The organism is Bacillus sp. SORGH_AS_0510 (assembly GCF_030818775.1).
Taxonomy (GTDB): domain Bacteria; phylum Bacillota; class Bacilli; order Bacillales; family Cytobacillaceae; genus Neobacillus.
Genome location: NZ_JAUTAU010000001.1, coordinates 743,325 through 763,537 on the forward strand (window position 1 = coordinate 743,325; position 20,213 = coordinate 763,537).

Here is a 20,213-nt window from a genome sequence, read left to right on the forward strand (position 1 = left end):
TGCTTTTTCCTCTACTAAGTAGTGAATCTGATGTTCGTGAGGTCATTTTATGAATGATAAAACAACCCGTCCCAAAAAATATAGTTTAGTCAATAAAAAGGTACCTTATCTGTTTATCCTTCCGTGGATTATTGGATTTTTGGTATTCACGTTAGGACCGCTTATTTTTTCCTTAATCATGAGCCTATATAATTGGCCAGTCACTAGTGCGCCAACCTTCGTAGGATTTGATAACTATATAAAAATGTTTACAGATGACCCGCAGTTTTATAAGTCGCTAATGATTACCTTTAAGTTTGCTATTATCTTTGTGCCTCTTAACCTGATCATTGCGCTGATACTTGCCCTCCTAATTACTCAATCCATTAAGGGAATCAAAATATTTAGAACGATATTTTATCTTCCAACGGTTGTATCAGGGGTAGCAATTTCCATCATTTGGGGTTGGGTGTTTAATTCTGAATATGGAATTTTAAATTACTTATTGTCGTTTTTAGGGATTGAAGGACCGAAATGGCTGATTGACCCCAAGTGGGCTATTGTGACGATTGTCATCGCTAGTGCGTGGGGAGTCGGTACGATGATGCTGATTTTCTATACGGACATTAAGAGTATACCGAAGGATATATATGAAGCTGCAGCCATTGACGGTGCCGGGCCGATCAGACAGTTTTTTAACATCACCATCCCGAGCATTACACCGACGATTCTTTTTAACCTGATCACCTCGGTTATTGGCGCGTTGCAGCAATTAACGCTGGTGCTTTTGTTAACAGGCGGAGGTCCATTAAAATCGACCTATTTCTATGGGTTATTTGTGTATAATAACGCATTTAAACATCACAAGCTTGGTTACGCAAGTGCCAATGCCTGGTTTATGTTCATTATCATCTTATTATTAACGTTATTCATCTTCAAATCATCCTCTGCGTGGGTCTTTTATGAAAATGAAGTGAAGAAAGAAGGGAAGAAAAAATGAGAATCTCAAAGACACATAAGATTGTAGTTTATACGTTTCTTGGCTTATTTTCTCTTTACTTCTTATTTCCGTTTGCGTGGGTGATCTTAACAGCGCTGAAAAATGAATCCGAAGTGTTCACGTTTCCGCCAAAGATATTCCCAAGTAGTCCTCAGTTTCATAATTTTATTGATGCATGGACGAAGCAGCCGTTTGGCCTTTTCTTTAAAAATTCCGTGATTGTCACGGTTATGACAACAATCGGTCAAGTGGTATCCTGCTCGCTGATTGCATACGGTTTTGCTAGATTTGAGTTTAAATTTAAGAATCTTCTCTTTATCCTGCTATTGTCAACGATGATGATTCCGTGGGATGTAACGATGATTCCACTTTATATGCAATTTAATTTGTTTGGCTGGATTAATACTTTAAAGCCATTAATCGTTCCGGCGTTTTTTGGTTCTGCTTATTTTATCTTTTTGCTGAGACAATTTTTAATGTCTATTCCTAAAGATTTGGAGGATGCCGCGAGAATTGATGGCGCAAATGAGTTTCAAATTTATTATAAAATCTTTTTGCCCATCATGAAGGCGCCGCTTATCTTAATTGCTGTATTAAATATTTTAATCGTGTGGAACGACTACCTTGGACCATTGATTTATTTACAGGACCAATCAAAATATACGCTGGCATTAGGATTAGCTGCCTTTAAAGGGGTGCATGATCTGCAAATATTGCCAATTATGTCCATCACTTTAATCATGATTATTCCGCCAATTATCGTCTTTAGCCTGGCACAGAAATATATTGTGGAAGGTATTAGTGGTTCGATTAAGTAAATAGATTTGTGGAGGACATAGATATGCTACGAGAAATGAAAAGATGGGAAGATATCCATCTGACAGGAATAAACCGGCTGAATGCCCATACCGATTTCTATCGATTCAGAGATCTGGAAACAGCCTTTACTTACAATAAAAAAAATAGTAACGGATACCGCAGTCTCGATGGTGCGTGGAAGTTCCTATTCCTTGAAGCACCGGAATATTCTCCGCTGCATTTTGAACGGAAAGATTTTAATATCAGCGAATTGGATACGATTGAAGTCCCATCTTGCTGGCAATTGAATGGATACGGAAAGATGCATTATACGGATGTTCTCTATCCTTTCCCGATTAATCCTCCGTTTGTTCCGGATGAGAATCCGACGGGGATCTATTTTAAAGATGTCCAATTAGAAGATATTCCGAGTGATGAAAAGCTCATTATTAAATTTAATGGGGTAGATTCAGCCTTCGATTTATTTGTGAATGGACAACACGCGGGCTTTAGTAAGGTCTCAAGATTGCCGTCTGAGTTTGATATTACCGAATATGTGGATTCTGGAAGTAACCGCCTCACCGTAAGAGTATATCAATTTTCCGACGGAACGTACTTAGAAGACCAGGATATGTGGTGGCTATCGGGTATTTTCCGGTCGGTTGAGCTATACAAAATAAAAAAGGATTCCCTTGAAGATGTTTTTATTGAAACATTGCCAGACGAAAACTATAAAAATTTCGACTTGAACATTACAGGGAATTTTTTCAGCAATCATACAACTGAAATCAACGTGAAACTTTATTATCAAGGAAAAGAAGTGGATGACTTTACAATAGATGTAGCAAATGGGAAATTCCATTGTGCGAGGACAATGGAAAATCCATTCCTGTGGAGTGCGGAGGAGCCGAATCTTTATATATTAACCCTTCAATATGAACTTTCCAGTGGAGAGAAAGAAATCATTCCATTACGTTTCGGCTTTAGGGCTATTGAAATAATCAATAATGAAATACGATTAAATGGTAAAAGAATATTTTTTAACGGTGTGAACCGACATGATTCTCATCCGAAAACGGGACGTACGGTGACCTATGAGGATATGTTGCAGGATGTTCTACTGATGAAACAGCATAATATCAACGCAGTAAGAACGGCACATTATCCGAACAATGATGTTTTTTATGATCTATGTGATGAATATGGTCTATATGTGATTGATGAAGCGGACCTTGAGTGTCATGGTTTTGAGAACACGGGCAATTACAACTGGATCAGCGATAATGAACTATGGGAAAAGCAGTATGTCGACAGAGCGGTGCGGCTGGTGAAAAGGGACCGCAATCATCCGAGTGTGATCATGTGGTCATTGGGGAATGAATCCGGTACGGGTCGGAATTTTGCTGCTATGTACAAAGCGATAAAGGAGCTCGATGATACGAGACTGGTGCATTATGAAGGGGACCGCCATGCATCCTACAGTGATGTGTACACTACGATGTATACGAGATTAAAAGCACTCGAGGAAATTGGCAAGGACCACGAGGGGAAAAAGCCGCACATTCTTTGTGAATACGGCCATGCTATGGGAAATGGGCCAGGGGGACTGGCTGAATACCAGGATATCATGAGGAAATATACAAGACTGCATGGCGGGTTTATTTGGGAATGGTGTGATCATGGCATTGAGAACGTAGATGAAGATGGAAATGTTCATTACTTATACGGCGGTGATTATGGAGACTTTCCGACCAACGGGAACTTCTGTATTGACGGGCTTGTCTACCCGGATCGGATGCCGTCACCTGGACTGCTGGAATACAAGAAAGTCATCGAGCCGATTGTAACGGAATTGATTGACCCGCAGGAAATGAGGGTGAAAATTACAAACCGTTATGATTTTAGAAACCTAGAAGGAATTATTTTAAATATCAAGCTTGTTTCGTTTGATAGTTTAATAGAAGAAAAAAATATTACCCTTCCTACTATCGAGGCACATGGAGAAGTAGAAATGAGTTTACCAGTTGATCTCGAGAAGGTACTTAATTACCAAGATGTTTATCTGTATGTAAGTTACTTGGAGCGGGAGGATACTCGCTACGCTTCAGAAGGTCATGAAATTACAAAAGAGGGATTTCTTCTTGAAGCGACAAAGCTGGAGAAGCAAGTGGCCGTCCAGTTTTCCAACGACGCGGCGGAAATCGCTATTCATGAGGAAAACATGCAACTGATTCTTGAAAATCACTTGTTCAAAACCGTGTTCTCAAAGGTTCAAGGCCGCCTGGTTTCCCATCAGGTGCTAGGAGAAGAAATTATTCATAAAGGGCCGGAACTTACGCTATGGAGAGCCTCTATTGATAACGATATGTACAAGACAGAGGAATGGATAAATAAATATTTCTTGAAAAATGGCAAAGAGCAGTTGATGTCCTTTGATTATCAAGTCCATAAGGGGTACGTTGATCTTACGATTGAAAAATATTTCTCAACCGTCAATCAGGGTTGGGGGTTCCATCTCCGGTACAATTATCGAGTGACAAAAGAGGGCGTCTTACACCTTAACTTAAACGGCAAAAAAGTAGTCAGAGGAAAAGAGATACCACAGATGCTGCCAAGAATCGGCGTTACGTTGCACATGAACAAAGAATATAAGAATGTAACTTGGTATGGCCGAGGCCCATCTGAAAGCTATCAAGATAGTAAACTAAGCCAGTTGAAGGGGCTTTACCAAAGGACCGTAGAAGATATGCATACAGACTATGTCTATCCACAAGAGAATGGTTCAAGATGTGACAGCTCTTTCTTGGCAGTCTCAAAAGGTGAGAATGCCTTCTTAATTAATTTTAAAGAAAATCGTGATTTTACCATCCATGACTATGAAACTAGTGCCCTTGAGGAAGCTAAGCATCGGGGCCACATTGAAAAATCACCATTCCATGTCCTGACCATCGATTATCGTCAGAGTGGAGTCGGCAGCAATAGCTGTGGTGAAGAACAGCTTCCGGAATACCGAGTGACGGTCGAAGATTTTGACATAGAATTTGAAATCAGAAAGATAAGTAAAAACGACCTAGTAAAAGAAAGTAAATTTTTTAGAGCAAGATAATCTAAAGGCAGGGGGATCCCTGCTTTTTGATTCAGTTCTATATGAAGGAGAAAAGGTTATGAAATTGGATATAAGAGAAATTCCTTTTTCACGCTTCGGTTCGTATTTCTGTCTTTCGATGGAAAAAGACTCCAATGATATTTATATACGGAATGTTAACGGCGGGGATGAAGCACCATCGAGGCTTTTTAAAGTCGAGTTTATTAAAGATGGTATGCAGCAGGAGGTGGACATTGACGCTTCGGAAGTGGCATTGGCGTTTCGACTAAAAGAAGATCCTGACTGCTTTGCCGAGTTTATTATCCCAGAGGAAGATGAACTCCATATTAAGGTAAATGGAATCGAGCTAAGATTAACGGATAAAAAGGTGAAATATGATTCTATCATGGAATTAGCGGATGGAATGTATGAGTATCACATCTATCCGAAAGAATTAAAGCTTATGATTATAAAGCTTGAAGGGGATATGTCTGTCCATGCACCGTGGAATGTCATCGGAAATGATTTTATCGATATCCGTATGAAGGACGGTCATTATGTCATCGAAAGCTATCGGACCGTTTATAAGAAAAAGAATTATTCTTCATTCAGCGAAGGTAAAAAACAAATGGAACGGATATATCACGAATGGTTTTCGAAAATTGATACAGGTAATGTAAAATACCTGCCATCCATCGAGAGGGCTGCCTATATTACCTGGTCTAGTGTCGTCCATCCGCATGGGATATTAAAACATTATGCTATGTATATGTCCAAACTGTGGATGTACAATATTTGGTCATGGGACAATTGCTTTAACGCCTTGAACTTGGGAAAACACTACCCTGAACTTGCCTATGCGCAGCTCGAGATTTTCTTTGAAATGCAGGATGAGTCCGGCTGCTACCCTGATTTTGTGAATGATAAATTTGTATCCTTTAATTGTATCAAGCCGCCAATTTTTGCTCTAGTTTATGAAAAACTCATGGGCATGAATGATTACTTTCAAGACCCAGACCGGCTCAGGAGAGTCTACGAATCTACGAAGAAAGTCATGGAGTATTACGAGAACTACCGGAGCTATCCGAACCGGCTGCCACATCATAAGCATGGAAATGATTCTGGCTGGGATAATGCCTCTTTGTTTCATGCAGGCATGCCTGTAGAGTCACCAGACCTTGCGAGCTTTATCATTCGCTCCTACGACATTCTTTGTCAGTTTGCTAAAATTTTGGGTGAAAGTGAAGAAGCGATTACCTTTGAAGCGAAAGCAAATTCACTTTTTGATTTACTGATGGAGCGTCTTTATGATGAAGATGGATTTTTTGGCCGTGTCGGGAAGAAGGCCGAAAAAATATCCATTAGAACGAGTTTGATTTTAAGATTGCCAGTGGTCATCGCCTATCGCTTAACTCCATGGGTAAGGGAACAGCTTGTTGCTGATTTGGAAAAGGAATTTGAGACGGAATTTGGTTTAGCAACAGAAAGCTTAAACAGCCCGTACTATAAAGAGAATGGCTATTGGCTTGGCCCGATTTGGGCGCCAGTTACGTACTTGTTTATTGATTCATTGCGCAGATATGGACACAAAGAGTTCGCGGATAGGCTGCGAGATAAATTTCTGGACTTGACTATAGTGGGCGGGATGGCGGAAAACTTTGATCCGTTAACAGGAAAAGGCTTGGTCGACACCTCTTTCACATGGACTTCAAGTGTATTCCTGTTACTCTATCATGATCAGAGGTTAGAGGAGTAATGAAGAAATATATTGGTGAATTAGGGTTGAGTCTTACGGCAATTATTTGGGGGAGTGGTTTCGTAGCAAGCGCCATTTCCTTGGAGCATTACACCCCCTATCAAATTCTTGCTGTCCGATTTTTAATCGGTGTGCTCATTTTAAGCAGCATCTTTTATAAAAAACTAAAACAGATAAATAAAGGTGTCCTCACGAAAGGGATTATCCTTGGATTATTCCTTTATTGTGCTTTCGTTTTGCAGACTGTGGGTCTTGTATATACGACACCTTCCAAAAATGCTTTTTTAACAGCAGTAAATGTCGTCATAGTTCCATTTATTGCATTTTTTATCTACAAGAGAAAGATTGACCGTTTTGAATTGCTTGGGGCAATCTTAGCGATCACAGGTGTGGGAGTCATATCACTGAAAATTTCCGGACACATCAATATGGGTGATCTTCTTACTTTATTGTGTGCAGTGGCTTTTGCCTTTCATATTTTCTACACTGCGAAATTTGTAAAGGGAGAAGATCCGGTCCTTTTAACGTTAATACAGATGGTGACGGCGGCAGTGCTGGGATTTATTGTGGTATTATTTAAAGGAGAAGTACATTTTTCCATGCAACATGAAGGAATTCAATCGCTCCTTTATTTAGGGGTTTTCTCCACAACGATCGCCTTCTTATTGCAGACTGTAGCGCAAAAATTTACGACTGAAACAAATGCTGCGATTCTTCTTTCAACAGAAGCCTTATGGGGAATGGTGTTCTCCATTATCATTTTGGATGAAATGTTGACCATTAAAATGATCAGCGGAGCAGTTCTGATTCTCATGGCAATCATCTCTTCAGAAACTAAATTCACTTTTTTTATAAAAAAGCCTTCAGGGACCTTCATGACGAAAGTGAAAGAATGAAAGCGATAGAAAATAAAAATGAGTAAGTAGGTAGAAAGAATGGCAACAATTAAGGAAATTGCAGAGCTGGCGAATGTCTCGATCACAACTGTATCAAGAGTATTAAATTACGATGAAACATTGAATGTGGCCCCGGAAACAAGACAAAGGATTTTTGAAGCCGCTGAAGAATTGGAATATATTATTGCACCAAAGAAAAGATCAAAAACAAAGATGAAAGTAGGATTATACTATTCTTATTCTTTGGAAGAGGAATTGGTGGACACCTACTACCTTTCCATAAGGGTAGCCTTAGAGAAAAAACTAAAAGAAAAAGGTGTCGAAATCCAGCGGATGCTCCGTGATGACAATAAAAAGATCGTCGAAAAGATGAATGGGATCATTTGTTTAGGTACTTTTAAAAAAGACGATATAGAGCGGATCAAAAGCTATAATAAACCTTGTGTCTTTGTGGATTCCAATCCTGATGACTCCCATTTTGATTCCGTTGTCATCGATTTTAACTCCGCTACCAAAAAAGCGCTTGATTATTTAATGGAGTTAGGCCATAAACAAATCGGGTTTATCGGCGGAATTGAGACCGATATGTATGGCAACCGTTTCAAGGATTTGCGTCAGGATGTATTTGAAAGATATTTAAAGGAAAAAGGAATCTATAATGAGGGGTTGGTGAAAATTGGCGGCTATGACCCTAAGGAGGGCTATGTCCTTTTAAAGGAAATGATCAGCGATGTCCATAATCGTCCGACAGCCATATTTGTCGCAAATGACACGATTGCAATAGGCTGCTATAAGGCAGCCCATGAACTCGGTGTATCGATCCCGGAAGATTTAAGTATTGTAGGCTTCAACGATATTTCATCTGCTCAGTATATGGTGCCGCCGCTAACAACGGTGAAGTTATTCACCGAAATCATGGGCGAAACAGCCGTTGACCTCCTCCTCGAAAAAATCAACACAAAAAGAAACGTCAGTAAAAAAGTATACATCAATACAACACTAATCATCAGAGAAAGCGCAGCCCAGCCTGGGTGAAAAAATGACGTATGCTAGTGCATACGTCATTCGTTTATTCACATCTTATGATTTAGTCACTGTATTCTCCGTAATGGAACGTTCCACGCTTTCGAGGTGTTCCTTCATACATTGCTGCGCTAGCTCGGAATTTCTTTGTTTCATGGCTTTGATAATTTCCGCATGTTCTTGCACGGATTGTAAGGCACGGCCTGGAATCTGCATGGTTTTATTTCGTGACTCCGACAATAAATCAATGAGATAATTCATAATCCCCGTTAAAACGGTATTTTTTGAGTTATTGGCGATGGTTATATGAAATTTATGATCTAATGCTGCTAGTCTCTTATAATCGATCGATTCTTTAACGATTTCATTAGCTTCAGTGACAATTTTCTCTAACTCAGCGATTTGGTCATCACTCGAGTTTTCAATGGCCCACTTGACGGTCCAGTCTTCGAGGATTTTGCGAACAGAGAAAAAGTCCTTGATTTGTTCAGTTGAGACAAAAAGTGCTTCGGTCACTTTTTGAATTTGATGTTCTGGTGAGGCCACAAATACCCCTGTACCGTGCTTCACTTGTAAGTATCCGTACGCTTCGAGAATTTTATAGGCTTCCCTCACCGTATTCCGGCTGACAGAAAGTTCAATCCCCATCTCTCGTTCTCCTGGGATTCGTTCCCCTACTTGATACTCTCCCGCCTGGATTTTTTTCTTAATACTGTCTGCTACCTGTTCAGAAATTCCTTTTCTACTAAATTCCATTTGATTTCAGACCTCCTTCGTTATAATCGAAGTGCTACTCTTTCTTTTTGAAAAAATAGTAGATTTATCCTAATTGTCTCTAACTTTATTTAAACACTGAGGGATTCACTTGTAAATTGGTTTTATTGGTCCGGTGACCCAACCAGTATATGTTTATTAAACCATTTTTATTGATAGGATTCAATTAATATTTTAGAGAGTAAAAAAATATTTGATTTTTTAGAAAATTGAAATATAATTAATTTAGTGGTTGGGTGACTGAACCAAACATGGAAGGGAGGAGTACATAATTTTTCGATAATTTGAAAGGGCTTACAATTTGGTGGGGAGGTTAGGAAATGAAAAAAACTTCTGTCTTCGTTCTCATAGTGTTAACTTGTTTATTCATGATTACCGGCTGTGCCAGTTCCAGTACCAGTACCAGTACCAGTACCGCAACAAGTAAAGGCAAAGATGCAGAGTATGTATTAAGGCTCGGACATTTGCAGACAGAGACACATCCCTATCATAAGGGAGCCTTAAAGTTTAAAGAGCTTGTTGAGAAAGAATCGAAAGGGAGAATTCGCATTGATATTTTTCCTAGCAGCCAGTTAGGAAACGGGAGGGATCAGATTGAGGGAGCCCAAATCGGATCGATTCACTTCCACATCGGTTCTGTTGCGCCCGTGACCAATTTTGCCCCGAAGTTTAATGTACTTAATCTACCCTATTTATTTGAAAGCCGTGAGCATGCCTTTCGGGTTCTCGATGGAGAAATCGGTAAGGAGCTCGGAGCTGATTTGGCCAATCGCGGGTTAATGAATTTAGGATTTATGGAAAATGGCTGGAGACATATGACCAATAATGTGAAGCCAATCAAAACCGCTCAAGATGCGGCAAGTATGAAAATTAGGGTTCAGGAATCACCGCCTTATATTTCATTTGTGAAGGCACTGAAATCGACGCCTGTTCCTGTACCGTTTGGGGAGCTGTATACAGCGCTTGAACAGCATGTGGTGGATGGCCAGGAAAACCCGCTGGCACAGATTTACTTGAACAAATTCAATGAAGTGCAAAAGTATTTGACGTTAACTGCTCACAACTATGATGCCGCTGTTTTTATTATGAGTAAGACCACCTATGATACACTGCCAAAAGATTTGCAAAAGGTGATCACCGAAGCGTCCAAGGAAGCAATTCAATATGAAAGAAAGGTAGCTTTAGAGGATGAGCAAAAGCTTCTCGAGGACCTCAGAAAAACAGATATTCAAATTGAAGAACACCCTGATTTAGATTCTTTTAGAGAAGCGGTAAAACCAGTATACAAAGAGTTTGAAGACTCCATTGGAAAAGACCTGCTGGAAAAAATAGAAAGCCTAAAATAAACATGTGGAGGTGTTTTCAATGAAAGGATTTATGACGGAGCTGAGCAATAAAGTGAATAAAGGCAGTCAAAATCTCTTAATCTTCTTTTTCGTGATTGCCTTCGTGGCGACTGTGTATCAAGTATTCTCCCGGTTCGTTTTACAAAGTTCTTTTGTGCAAAAGCTGCTTCCCATGGTGGACTTTTCCGTATTTAATCTAAGCTGGGCGGAAGAACTCATTCGTTATCTATTTGTTTGGATTGTTTTCTTAGGTATCGGCATTGTTTATAAGAGCAAGGAACATGCGCAAGTGGAAATTCTAGCTCATTATTTGCCTGAAAAATGGAAGGGTAAACTGCAAATCCTTGTTGAAGTTATCAATTCCGCCGTCTTTCTATTTTTAATTGTGTATGGCTGGAGCATCTTAAAATTTACCAGTCAACAAATATCCCCTTCTATGGGACTAAATATGACCTTGATTTATGGCTCCGTCCTCGTCTGTTCACTCATCTGTCTTCTTCATTCTTTTGTTGCCATCCTTGATTTGGCAGTGGGGAAAGAGAAAGTGGCTGAGATGGTTCAGGTGGATGTGGCAAAAGAGAATCCCCATATAGGATAAAGAAGGAGGAAGATGAATGACAGTAGCAGTTGTCGTCCTGGTTGTACTGTTTGTACTAATGTTTCTGGGTGTTCCCATTGCAATGTCTTTAATATTAGCATCCATTTCCGGCTTTTTAACTAGTATCTACTATGTTCCGTTAGAAGTTGTTCCTCAAAGATTAATCACCTCTGTAGATTCGTTTCCGCTTCTCGCCATTCCCTTTTTTATGCTGACAGGTGAATTTATGATGTCTGGCAGTATGGGGCAAAGGATTGCCGGTTTTGCTTTTGCCTCGGTCGGCTGGCTTCGTGCCGGTTTGGCACAGGTTTCGACGTTAACCAGTATGTTCTTCGCTGGTATTTCTGGTTCAGGTGCAGCCGATACAGCGGCTGTTGGTAAAATGATGATTCCGATGATGGAGAAAAAAGGGTATGATAAGGGATTTGCGGCTGCGACAGTAGCGAGTGCTGGAACCATCGCCGTTGTTATTCCACCATCGATTCCCATGATTGTATACGGGGTAACCGCAGGCGTTTCAATTGGGGATCTGTTTACGGCAGGGATTGTCCCTGGGATTCTCATTGGGTTGTCGATTATGATGCTCAACTATTGGCTGACAAAAAAGAATAACTATTCTCAAGAGAATACGAAGTTTGAATTCACTTCTTTTAAAAAGACTTTTATTGAAGGAATATTGGCCTTGATTCTTCCGTTAATTATCATCTTTGGAATCAGGGGAGGGATTTTTACTCCGACGGAGGCTGGTGCGATCGCTGCCGCCTATGCTTTTATTATTAATAAATTTGTCTATAAAGATATGGATTGGAAGGATGTTCCGGAGGCATTCATTAAGGCGGGAAAAATGACGGGGATGGTGGTCTTTATTATTGCAGCCGCGAACCTGTTTGGCTGGCTGTTAACCGCCGAACAAATCCCTCAGCTTCTTGTGAATCTAGTAGCGGGATTCTCTGATAATCGTTATCTAGTCCTGCTTATGTTCACGGTCATTTTCTTTATCGCAGGCTGCTTCTTGAACGCATCTGCAGCGATCACGATCTTAACACCATTATTGCTGCCGATTGCTCTTGCAGCAGGAATTGATCCGGTGTTCTTTGGACTCATTATGGTTGTAAACCTGTCCATCGGACTCATCACACCGCCAGTAGGATTAGACCTCTTTGTCGTAAAAGGCATCGCGGAAGTCTCCTATGACAAACTGGTGCGATCGGTCGCACCATTCATCGTCGTCATGATCGTCGACCTACTCATCATCACCTACTTCCCGGCACTATCGATGTTCTGGGTGAAATAATTTTTTGAGGGACAGTCCCCCACTGCTGTAAAGCAGTGGGGGACTGTCCCCATTTTGTGGTACTATAATGATAACGATTTTGATATGTGATGAGGTTGAGGATCATGAGTACAATTATGGATATTGCCAAGCTTGCGGGTGTGGCGAAGAGTACGGTGTCGCGGTATTTGAATGGCGGTTCTGTTGGGGAAGCGACGAAGAAGAAAATTGAACAGGCGATCCAGGAGACGGGATATTCGCCGAATCCCTTTGCGCAGAGCTTAAAGGCGAAGAAAACGAATATTATTGGCACGATTGTTCCGAGGTTGGATTCCTATGCTGCTTCGCAGACGTTAATTGGCATCGATGAACAATTAAAGCAACTCAATTATCAGATGCTGATCTCCAATACCAGTCAAAGTCTGGAGAGAGAGATTGAAAGCATTTATAGCTTCGCCAATCAAAAGATGGCGGGGATTATTTTGCTTGCGACTGAGATCACGGCTCAGCATATCGAAGCATTTGAATCGGTCAACGTTCCTGTCTTGTTAATTGGACAAGAACACGAGGACTTTCATAGTCTCATTCATGATGATTTTCATGCTGGTTATGAGATGGGACGGTATGTCCTAGAAAAAGGATATCGAAAAATTGCTTACCTGGGTGTAACCGAACGAGATATTGCCGTAGGGGTGAAGCGCAAGCAGGGCTTTACAAAGGCAATTCAAGAAGCAGCGGATTGCGAGGTTCGCTTCTATGAGACCTTGTTTAAGATTCCCTCTGCGCAAGCGAGTGCAATGGAAATCATCCATGAATTTCAGCCTTCTATCTTTGTTTGTGCAACCGATAATATTGCCCTTGGGGTGCTGAAGGCCGCGTATGCAGAGGGACTGACAATTCCGAACGATCTAGCGGTAACAGGGTTTGGGGGTTATGACGTGACCGAAATCATCCATCCGACCTTAACCACAGCGAAGTTTTTTTACAAAGAAGCAGGAGAAACGGCGGCGAGACAGATGGTTGAGTTGATCAATGAACGCCCAGTGGAAAAAGTAACCGTTTCTACATTTGAAATTATCGAACGAGAAAGCGTTGACAATCTCTTGAAGCGTACCCTATAATAAAAATAACGAAACCGGTTCCAAACGAGAGAGCCGTATCACTTGGTCACAAGCGGATTCGGTTTCTCCGTTCATTTTATATTTTTTTAATTAAAAGTGGAACCGGTTCCAAAAGCAAGAACCTTTTATTTTTACTCTAAAGTGGAACCGGTTCCGAAAACCAAATCCAAACAAAAAGAGAGGGATTAAGATGGATCATAAGAAAATTGCACGGGAAGTACTCGATGCCATTGGTGGTCAGGAAAACTTAGCAGCTGCAGCCCATTGTGCCACACGACTACGTTTAGTTTTACAAGATGAATCAGCCGTGAATCAAGCAGCGTTGGATCAAATGGACGCAGTGAAAGGGACCTTTTCAACAGGTGGTCAGTTTCAAATTATCTTAGGTTCGGGAACGGTGAACGAGGTTTATAAGCACTTGGCAGCGATGTCTGGTCAAACCGAAATGTCCACAAGTGATGTGAAAGACGCGGCATCAAAGAAACTAAATCCGATTCAGCGATTCGTCAAAATGCTGTCCGACATTTTCGTTCCGATTATCCCAGCGATTGTTGCCGGCGGTCTGCTCATGGGGATCAACAATATCTTAACAGCCCCAGACTTGTTTATAGAAGGAAAATCATTAGTGGACGCCAATCCGGAAATGGCGGATTTAGCGGCACTTATTAATACTTTTGCCAATGCAGCCTTTGTCTTTTTACCGATATTAATTGGATTTTCAGCAACGAAGCGGTTTGGCGGGAATCCGTTCCTTGGTGCGACACTTGGCATGCTGATGGTTCACCCGGACTTGTTAAATGGGTACGGATACGGTGCCGCGTTACTGAAACATGAAGTTCCCGTTTGGAATATTTTTGGATTGGAGATTGAAAAAGTAGGCTATCAGGGAACAGTACTTCCGGTTCTTGCGGCATCTTTTATTTTAGCAAAAATTGAAACCTACCTGCGGAAGGTTGTCCCATCTGCTTTAGACAATCTATTAACACCGTTATTCTCGATCTTTATTACCGGGATTTTAACGTTCACATTAGTGGGACCACTTACACGCTCAGCTGGTAATCTATTAACAGATGGAATTGTTTGGTTGTATGACTCAACAGGTGTGGTTGGCGGAATCATCTTCGGTCTACTGTATGCACCTATCGTAATTACTGGTATGCACCATAGTTTCATAGCAGTAGAAACGCAATTGCTTGCGGATGTAGCAAAAACGGGTGGATCGTTCATTTTCGTCATTGCGGCGATGTCAAACATTGCACAAGGTGCTGCGACACTTGCCGTGCTTAAGACGACGAAAAATGCGAAAATCAAAGGAACAGCTTCTGCAGCGGGAATCTCTGCGTTGTTAGGAATTACGGAGCCTGCCATGTTTGGTGTGAACTTGAAACTACGCTATCCATTTATCGGGGCGATTACGGGTTCTGCGGTTGGGTCTGGCTTTGTGACGATGTTTAAAGTGAAAGCAACGGCGTTAGGCGCAGCTGGAATTCCAGGCGTGATCTCCATTCGCCCAGATACGATTGTTTCTTATATCATCGGTATGGCCATCGCGTTTGTTGTTGCCTTCATCGTCACACTTGTTTTAGCAAAAAGAGACGAAAAAAAGGCTGTGAAACTATCATCTGATCAAAGAGCAGCATAATAAAAAGAGGAGAATCCCGTGATTCTCCTTTCTGTATTAGGAGTGAAATCAGCATGGAATGGACAAAAGAGCAACGATACAGAAGCATGGACGACGTGACCGAAGAGGAAATCCAAGGGTTAGCGAAGCTCGTGAATCAATGCCCATGGCGGCAGGCTTTTCATATTCAGCCGGTGACAGGGTTGCTAAACGACCCGAATGGCTTTAGTTATTTTAACGGGGAATATCATTTATTCTATCAATGGTTTCCACTCGGTCCAGTTCATGGGTTGAAGCATTGGTATCACACAAAGTCTAAGGATTTGGTTCATTGGGAAGAGGTGGGAATGGGCATTGCGCCATCGAATGAGTTTGATCGTCATGGAGCCTATTCCGGAAGCGGGATTGAGCACGAGGGAAAATTATATTTACTGTACACGGGCAACACGCGCGACGACCAGTGGATTCGATATCCATATCAATGTCTGGCAGTGATGAATCCGGATGGAAGCATTGTAAAAATGGATGCCCCGGTGATTAGTGTGGTTCCAAATGGCTATACGGATCATTTTCGCGATCCGAAGGTGTGGAAGCAGGGGGATTCCTTCTATGCGGTGATTGGTGCGCAGAGGGAAAATGAAACGGGAGGTGTCGTTTTATATCGCTCTCCGGATTTGAAAAATTGGCAGTTTGCGGGTGAAGTGAAGACTGGCTTAGGTGAAGACTTCGGTTACATGTGGGAATGTCCGGATTATTTTGAGCTGGACGGCCAAGGCGTGTTGTTATTCTCCCCACAAGGGTTACATGCGGAAGGTGACCATTATCAAAATATCTATCAGTCAGGGTATGTAGTGGGAAGTCCCATTGATTTAGAAAAAAGGGAACTGAAGCATGGCGCCTTTCATGAATTGGACCGCGGGTTCGATTTTTATGCACCGCAAACGACGGTGGACCCCGAGGGACGCCGGATTTTAGTAGGTTGGATGGGCTTGCCGGAGATTGACTATCCTACTGATAAAAATGGCTGGGCACACTGTTTAACCCTCCCGCGGGAGCTTTCGGTTCGTGGCGGAAAGCTAATCCAGCGGCCGGTGTCAGAGCTTGCATTGCTTCGTGGAGATAAGGTGGAAGTGAGTTGCACGATTGAGAATGAAACGGTTGATTTGACTGGTTTTGATGGAGACGTGTATGAGCTTTTTGCTGAATTCTCTGCGAGCACGGCTGAGGAGTTTGGTTTGGAGCTTCGGGTCGGTGCTGAGGAGAAAACGGTGATCAAGTATGATGCGGTCGAGAAAAAGGTTGTGTTTGATCGGGCTCGTTCGGGCGAACCGTTTGCTGAGGAGTTTGGTACCGTTCGTAAATGTGGATTAGATGCTGAAACGGAGAAGATTTCGTTCCGAATTTTTGTGGATGTTTCCTCTGTTGAGGTGTTTGTAAATGACGGTGAGGAAGTGTTTACGGGGAGGATTTTTCCTGGAAAAAATAGCAATGGAATCCGCGTATTTGCCCGTGGTGGCCAAACGAATGTGACTGCGGTTAAATGGGAGATCAAAGATGGGCAGAGGTGACAGAATGGGAAAGCTTTTTTCAATTGGTGAAGTGTTAATTGATTTCATTCCTCTTCAAAAAGGAGCAGCCTTAAAGGATGTCGTTGCGTTTGAAAGAGCGCCAGGGGGTGCACCGGCCAATGTGGCGGCGGCCGTTGCCAAATATGGCCAAAAAGCGGCGATGATTTCGAAAGTAGGGAAGGATGCGTTTGGTGACTTTTTAGTCGAGAAGCTTATCGAGGCTGGCGTGGAGACGGACAAAGTGTACCGGACGGGGGAAGCGAATACGGGTTTGGCGTTTGTTTCGTTAAAAGAAGACGGCGAACGTGATTTCTCTTTTTATCGGAAGCCTTCTGCGGATTTGCTGTTGAGTGAGGAAGAAATCGAGCAGGCATGGTTCCAAGCGGGGGATATTCTCCACTTTTGCTCGGTTGATTTAGTGGAAAGCCCAATGAAGCAGGCACATAAGAAAGCAATCGCGGCGGTTTCAACTGCTGGGGGCTTGGTCAGCTTTGACCCCAATGTGCGGCTTCCGCTTTGGAGCAATCCAGAAGACTGTCGCAAGGCGATTCTCGAATTTTTACCTGCGGCGGATATCGTCAAGGTGTCGGATGAAGAGCTTGCATTTATTACTGGAATCCAGGAGGAGTCGGCTGCAATTCAATCATTATTCGTTGGAAACGTGAAGGCTATCGTTTATACAAAAGGAGCGGCTGGAGCGGATTTGTACTTAAAGGATGAAAAGTTTTCATCGAGCGGATACACGGTTGAACCGGTGGACACGACTGGAGCAGGTGATGCTTTCATTGGTGGGTTATTATACCAATTGCTAGAACTGCGAGCAATCCCTGGCAATGTGGAAGAACTACTAAGAGAGAATGCATATGCTATCCTCCGATTTGGTAACGCAAGCGGAGCCTTAACCACCACGAAAAAAGGAGCAATTTCCGCGTTGCCAACCAAAGAAGAAGTGGTGAGACTTATATAAAATTGAGGGACAGTCCCCCGCTGCTTTAACGCAGCGGGGGACTGTCCCTCATTTCTTTTTTGCATTCAGGGAAACTAGTGCAGATTCATTAAATCCTTTTGCGATCAACCAAACGGCTAGAATCATTTCATTAGCTGCTACTGGCAGGGACATAAGAGCCCAGACAGAAATTTGTTGAGCGACTCCGAACATAACTAACAATCCATAAATAAACACTAGAGTTGCCCCTGTCATTCCCAATTTAGCGATAAATCGGGGGACAAGCTTGGTTTTATAAAAGATATAACTGTACATCATGGTATTGATTCCCAGCATGAAAAGGGGACCAAGCATAAAAGTCCAGGCATGAATGGCTTTTAAAACAATGCCTGAAGTTTGGAAAGCTGCGGTATCCGGGGCACCTGCTGCTACAAATTCCTGACTTAACGTCAACAGTGAGAGCATACTGATGACACCGACCGTGATGATAATGGCTTCGAGAAACCTGAAGCATACATGCCAAAGAGCAATCGTTTCATTATACTTTTTTAAGATGGGGAATAGGGTTGTTGCGGTTCCAACGGCTGAAATAACCAGCAATAACTCCATAAACGCTCCAAGCGTGACTTGGCCTGCGTGTTCGGAACCTTTAATCAAGTAATCCGGGCCGCTTAGGATCGGATCGTATAAAAGTAGACCTATTACCGCCGTAACGGCTGCAAGGATAAACAGTACGCCTACAATTTTTGCTGCTCTTTTTGCATTCATTTTTCCATCGCCCTCTCTAAATTTACTTATCGCTTTGTGTTGCCTTGATAAAAGAATACGTCTTCCAAAGGTAAGTTAAAGGCGTGAGCAATGCGAAAGGCCAGTTCTAGGGATGGGGAGTATTTCCCCTTTTCGAGTGCGACGATAGTTTGTCTAGTCACGCCAACCTTGTCAGCCAGTTGCTGCTGTGTCATTTCATCATGGTTAAAACGTAATTTTCGAATGTGATTGCCGACAAGATGTTTGCCCATATTAGACTCCTTTCCTATAGTGATAGATTTTCGTTATGGAGCCGGTCACATCTGCAAGAAATCCTGAGAAAATCAGAATGATGAACATCGCCTGTGACGGATGATAGAATACTAGCGAGCACATTGAAAGTAGGAAGCCGATGATAAACACCACAAAAGAATTGCGGTTTGCTTTCAAGGCAATTAGCTGATCGAGTTCATCTGCAAATGTGGGTTCCTTTTCCTTAGTCGTCATTCTAAAGATGATGTTAAAAATAATACTGATCACGATGTGAACGACGATTGAAACCAAAGTCAATTGAAGGACGTAGAAGCCCCAATAGCGAAAGACATCAGGCGACTCCAGCCCGCCCTCGGGATGCTGCGGGTACATATACAAACCAAAAGACACGAAAATGAGAAGAACGGTAATCAATGATACAATACTTTTCTTTTCTTGATACGTCATGATTAACACCTCCTGTATGCTCCCTTTTACATCAGGTAAAGTATTATATGCACCATGTCAAAAAAAGTTTACATTTAGTTTTTGTGGGGACAGTCCCCCGTTGCGCTAAAGCGCCGGGGGACTGTCCCTCTTTATGGTTTATTTCTTTTTCAAGGTGTTATAATGGTAGCCATAAGAACTCGTTAAACTGGTATTTTTCTTGTATGAAGGATGTGTGCGGATAATGGATTTTGAAACGGTAATGCAGGAGTTGGAAGCGCTCGGTAAGGAGCGAAGTAAAAAAATGTACATAAGTAATGGAGCGCATGAACCGGTTTTTGGTGTGGCTACTGGAGCGATGAAGCCGATGGCAAAGAAAATCAAGAAAAACCAGCCATTGGCCGAGCAACTATATGCCACTGGGAACTATGATGCGATGTATTTTGCCGGCGTCATTGCAGACCCCAAGGCCATGACGGAGGAGGATTTCGACCGTTGGATTGAGGGGGCATATTTTTATATGCTGTCTGATTATGTAGTTGCCGTCACGCTGGCTGAAGCAGATATTGCCCAAGCGGTTGCCGATAAATGGATCGCAAGCGGGGAAGAGCTGAAAATGTCGGCAGGCTGGAGCTGTTACTGCTGGCTTTTAGGTAATCGTAAGGATGAGGAGTTTAGTGCAAGCAAGCTTGCGGGTATGCTGGATCAGGTAGAAAAAACCATTCATGATGCTCCGGAGCGAACGAAATCTGCTATGAATAATTTTATCTATACCGTGGCGATTTCTTATGTGCCGCTTCATGAAAAGGCGGTTGAAACCGCAAAGGCAGTAGGCCCTGTCGAAATCAAACGGGACAAAAAGAAAAGCAGCATCCTGAACGCTTCTGAAAATATTCAAAAGGAAGTAGATAAGGGTAGGCTGGGTTTTAAACGTAGATATGTAAGGTGTTAATAGAAAGTTTTGGGGACAGTCCCCCGTTGCG

At 42.2% G+C, this 20,213-nt stretch carries 18 protein-coding genes; 14 read left to right on the forward strand and 4 right to left on the reverse strand.

Going from position 1 to position 20,213, the window contains the following annotated elements:
• The first annotated feature begins 49 nt into the window (after window positions 1-49).
• From QE429_RS03965 to QE429_RS03990, 6 genes are read left to right on the forward strand one after another with little or no spacing between them, the layout of a single operon-like run.
• Window positions 50-979: a carbohydrate ABC transporter permease gene (locus tag QE429_RS03965; RefSeq protein ID WP_307284333.1), complete on the forward strand. Its 930-nt coding sequence runs from the start codon at window positions 50-52 to the stop codon at window positions 977-979.
• Entirely contained in the window at window positions 976-1,797 is an 822-nt protein-coding gene (locus tag QE429_RS03970) for a carbohydrate ABC transporter permease (protein ID WP_307284335.1), read from the forward strand. Before QE429_RS03965 ends, QE429_RS03970 begins: the two co-directional genes overlap by 4 nt.
• A gap of 23 nt (window positions 1,798-1,820) precedes the next feature.
• A complete protein-coding gene (locus tag QE429_RS03975; protein WP_307284337.1) occupies window positions 1,821-4,883 on the forward strand; it encodes a glycoside hydrolase family 2 TIM barrel-domain containing protein in 3,063 nt (1,020 codons plus the stop codon).
• Window positions 4,884-4,941: 58 nt separating this feature from the next.
• Window positions 4,942-6,618: an amylo-alpha-1,6-glucosidase gene (locus QE429_RS03980; RefSeq protein ID WP_307284339.1), complete on the forward strand. Its 1,677-nt coding sequence runs from the start codon at window positions 4,942-4,944 to the stop codon at window positions 6,616-6,618.
• Window positions 6,618-7,514: a DMT family transporter gene (locus QE429_RS03985; RefSeq protein ID WP_307284342.1), complete on the forward strand. Its 897-nt coding sequence runs from the start codon at window positions 6,618-6,620 to the stop codon at window positions 7,512-7,514. Before QE429_RS03980 ends, QE429_RS03985 begins: the two co-directional genes overlap by 1 nt.
• A gap of 39 nt (window positions 7,515-7,553) precedes the next feature.
• Complete coding sequence (locus QE429_RS03990; protein ID WP_307284345.1) at window positions 7,554-8,549, forward strand: LacI family DNA-binding transcriptional regulator; 996 nt, start codon at window positions 7,554-7,556, stop codon at window positions 8,547-8,549.
• A gap of 45 nt (window positions 8,550-8,594) precedes the next feature.
• Here the strand turns inward: QE429_RS03990 and QE429_RS03995 are convergent, their stop codons facing one another.
• Window positions 8,595-9,293 carry a FadR/GntR family transcriptional regulator gene (locus tag QE429_RS03995; protein WP_307284347.1) on the reverse strand — a complete coding sequence of 233 codons (699 nt, stop codon included), beginning with the start codon at window positions 9,291-9,293 and terminating at the stop codon, window positions 8,595-8,597.
• A gap of 338 nt (window positions 9,294-9,631) precedes the next feature.
• Here QE429_RS03995 and QE429_RS04000 point away from each other — a divergent pair, with 338 nt between their 5' ends.
• The 7 genes from QE429_RS04000 to QE429_RS04030 all read left to right on the forward strand — a co-directional run bounded on the left by QE429_RS04000 (window position 9,632) and on the right by QE429_RS04030 (window position 17,805).
• On the forward strand, window positions 9,632-10,657 hold the full coding sequence (locus tag QE429_RS04000) for a TRAP transporter substrate-binding protein (protein ID WP_307284349.1): 1,026 nt from the start codon (window positions 9,632-9,634) through the stop codon (window positions 10,655-10,657).
• A 19-nt stretch (window positions 10,658-10,676) separates the two neighbouring features.
• Window positions 10,677-11,255: a TRAP transporter small permease gene (locus QE429_RS04005; RefSeq protein ID WP_307284352.1), complete on the forward strand. Its 579-nt coding sequence runs from the start codon at window positions 10,677-10,679 to the stop codon at window positions 11,253-11,255.
• 16 nt (window positions 11,256-11,271) lie between these two features.
• Entirely contained in the window at window positions 11,272-12,549 is a 1,278-nt protein-coding gene (locus tag QE429_RS04010; RefSeq protein WP_307284355.1) for a TRAP transporter large permease, read from the forward strand.
• Window positions 12,550-12,653: 104 nt separating this feature from the next.
• Window positions 12,654-13,649 carry a LacI family DNA-binding transcriptional regulator gene (locus QE429_RS04015; protein WP_307284356.1) on the forward strand — a complete coding sequence of 332 codons (996 nt, stop codon included), beginning with the start codon at window positions 12,654-12,656 and terminating at the stop codon, window positions 13,647-13,649.
• A 190-nt stretch (window positions 13,650-13,839) separates the two neighbouring features.
• Window positions 13,840-15,291 carry a sucrose-specific PTS transporter subunit IIBC gene (locus QE429_RS04020; RefSeq protein ID WP_307284359.1) on the forward strand — a complete coding sequence of 484 codons (1,452 nt, stop codon included), beginning with the start codon at window positions 13,840-13,842 and terminating at the stop codon, window positions 15,289-15,291.
• Window positions 15,292-15,344: 53 nt separating this feature from the next.
• Window positions 15,345-16,838: a glycoside hydrolase family 32 protein gene (locus tag QE429_RS04025; RefSeq protein ID WP_307284361.1), complete on the forward strand. Its 1,494-nt coding sequence runs from the start codon at window positions 15,345-15,347 to the stop codon at window positions 16,836-16,838.
• Window positions 16,839-16,842: 4 nt separating this feature from the next.
• Window positions 16,843-17,805: a carbohydrate kinase family protein gene (locus tag QE429_RS04030; RefSeq protein WP_307290722.1), complete on the forward strand. Its 963-nt coding sequence runs from the start codon at window positions 16,843-16,845 to the stop codon at window positions 17,803-17,805.
• A 48-nt stretch (window positions 17,806-17,853) separates the two neighbouring features.
• Here QE429_RS04030 and QE429_RS04035 read toward each other — a convergent pair whose 3' ends face one another.
• Genes QE429_RS04035 through QE429_RS04045 form a run of 3 tightly spaced genes read right to left on the reverse strand, consistent with a single transcriptional unit; the run spans window position 17,854 to window position 19,251 of the window.
• Window positions 17,854-18,552 (reverse strand): DUF4386 domain-containing protein, encoded by a 699-nt coding sequence (locus QE429_RS04035; protein WP_307284363.1) that lies wholly within the window; start codon window positions 18,550-18,552, stop codon window positions 17,854-17,856.
• 26 nt (window positions 18,553-18,578) lie between these two features.
• On the reverse strand, window positions 18,579-18,803 hold the full coding sequence (locus tag QE429_RS04040) for a helix-turn-helix transcriptional regulator (RefSeq protein WP_307284365.1): 225 nt from the start codon (window positions 18,801-18,803) through the stop codon (window positions 18,579-18,581).
• Window position 18,804: 1 nt separating this feature from the next.
• Window positions 18,805-19,251, reverse strand: coding sequence for a hypothetical protein (locus tag QE429_RS04045; RefSeq protein WP_307284368.1), 447 nt, complete (start codon window positions 19,249-19,251; stop codon window positions 18,805-18,807).
• 223 nt (window positions 19,252-19,474) lie between these two features.
• Between QE429_RS04045 and QE429_RS04050 the strand changes: the two genes are divergently transcribed.
• Window positions 19,475-20,182, forward strand: coding sequence for a DNA alkylation repair protein (locus QE429_RS04050; RefSeq protein WP_307284369.1), 708 nt, complete (start codon window positions 19,475-19,477; stop codon window positions 20,180-20,182).
• Window positions 20,183-20,213 lie beyond the last annotated feature (31 nt).